Origin of the sequence: Streptomyces murinus (assembly GCF_002154555.1) — a bacterium.
Taxonomy (GTDB): Bacteria; Actinomycetota; Actinomycetes; order Streptomycetales; family Streptomycetaceae; genus Streptomyces; species Streptomyces murinus.
Window position 1 is genome coordinate 1 of sequence record NZ_MUNF01001036.1, and the last position, 1,804, is coordinate 1,804.

The window sequence follows — 1,804 nt, forward strand, 5'->3', positions numbered from 1 at the left end:
CCGTACCTGACCAGCCCGGCGTCAGCGACCCGGCGCTCGCGACGGAGTGAACGGGCGATGAACACCGCTTCCGCCGGGCTGGTCAGGTACGGGTCGGAGCAGGGTAGTGTGCCCCGGTGACCACGCAATCAAACACTCCGGCAGGCTGGTACCCGGACCCGCACGGCGCGCCTCAGACGCTCCGTTACTGGGACGGCAGCCAGTGGACCGAGCACACGAACAACCAGGCCCAGCAGGCCCCGGCGGCCCAGCAGGCGATACCGCAGCAGCAGGCCCAGCAGCCCCACCAGGCCGCGCCGCAGCAGCAGTTCCCGCAGCAGCAGGCTCCCGACGCCCGGGTGCAGCGCCAGGTGCAGCAGCAGGCCGGTGTGGTGGCCGGCGGACCCGGCGGCGGCACCCTGTTCACCGAGCCGGTGCTGGTGGTGAACCAGAAGGCCAAGCTGATCGAGCTGACCAACGAGTACAAGGTCATGGATCAGAACGGCCGCGAGCTCGGCTCGGTCACCGAGGTCGGGCAGGGCGCGCTGCGCAAGATCCTGCGCTTCGTCTCCAGCTGGGACCAGTTCCTCACCCACAAGCTGGAGATCCGCGACGCCTACGGCCAGCCGCAGCTGCTGCTGACCCGGCCCGCGAAGATCTTCAAGTCCCGGGTGATCGTGTCCCGCCCGGACGGCTCGCCGGTCGGTGAGATCGTCCAGCAGAACATGATCGGCAAGATCAACTTCGCGATGAACGTGAACGGCCAGCAGGTCGGCGCGATCAAGGCGGAGAACTGGCGGGCGTGGAACTTCGCGATCGTCGACCACCAGGACAACGAGGTGGCCCGGATCACCAAGACCTGGGAAGGCCTCGCCAAGACGCTGTTCACCTCGGCGGACAACTACGTCCTCCAGATCCACTACCAGCTGCCCGAGCCGCTGCTGAGCCTGGTGGTCGCGACGGCCCTGACCGTCGACACCGCGCTCAAGCAGGACTCGCGGGGCTGGAACTGACCGCCTCCCGTACGGGGGCACGCACCACAGAGCGGACAGCACGGCAGAACACCGAGCACGGCAACGGCGGTCGGTGCACGCGGGAACGCGCGCACCGACCGCCGACGTCTGCGGGCACCGAGGTCACAGCGCCGTGAGATGCCCCGGCTGTTCGGGTCGTCCGGACTGCTCCGGCAGCTGGGACCGCAGAGCGGGTTCGGCCGCCGCCGCCCCCGCGCGCAGGGCGAGCACCGCGGCCACCGGATGGTCGTGCGGCTCCTCGCCGTCCACCGTCGCCCTGGTGACCCGGGTGAGCAGCACCACACCCCGGGCGGCCAGCGCCGCCCCGGCGAGCGCCAGCAGCACCCCGCCCGCGCCGCCGGTGAGCCCCTGCCCGAGCAGGGTGAGCCCGATCAGCGCGGCGGCCACCGGATTGGCCAGGGTGACGACCGCAAGCGGGGCGCCGAGGCCGCCGCGATAGGCGGTCTGCGAGAGCAGCAGCCCGCCGACGGCGAACGCCGCGACCAGCAGCGCGACCACGATCACCTCGGTGCTCAGCACCGGGCCCGAGCGGTCGGTGGCGGCCACGGTCACGGTCTGGGTCAGTGCGGAGGCGACCCCCGAGGCGAACCCGGACGCGGTCGCGTGCCGCAGCCCCGGCCGGGCGCCGGGCCAGGACAGGGCGCCGACCAGCGCGGCCGTCGTACCGGCCACCGCGACCGCTGCCGGCAGGCTGAGCACCCGGGAGGGCGCCGGGCCCGACGCGGTGACCAGCACCGCGCCGAGACCGAGCAGGGTGAGCGCCGTACCGCGCCACTCCACCGCGCTGACCC

At 72.6% G+C, this 1,804-nt stretch carries 2 protein-coding genes; one reads left to right on the forward strand and one right to left on the reverse strand.

The genetic code is table 11. The annotated features are described in order from the left end of the window. Positions 1 to 116: 116 nt before the first annotated feature. Entirely contained in the window at positions 117 to 992 is an 876-nt protein-coding gene (locus CCN72_RS37495; protein WP_086812698.1) for an LURP-one-related family protein, read from the forward strand. 123 nt (positions 993 to 1,115) lie between these two features. Here the strand turns inward: CCN72_RS37495 and CCN72_RS37500 are convergent. Continuing rightward, on the reverse strand, positions 1,116 to 1,804 hold a 689-nt coding region (locus CCN72_RS37500; RefSeq protein ID WP_086812699.1), incomplete at its 5' end, for a hypothetical protein.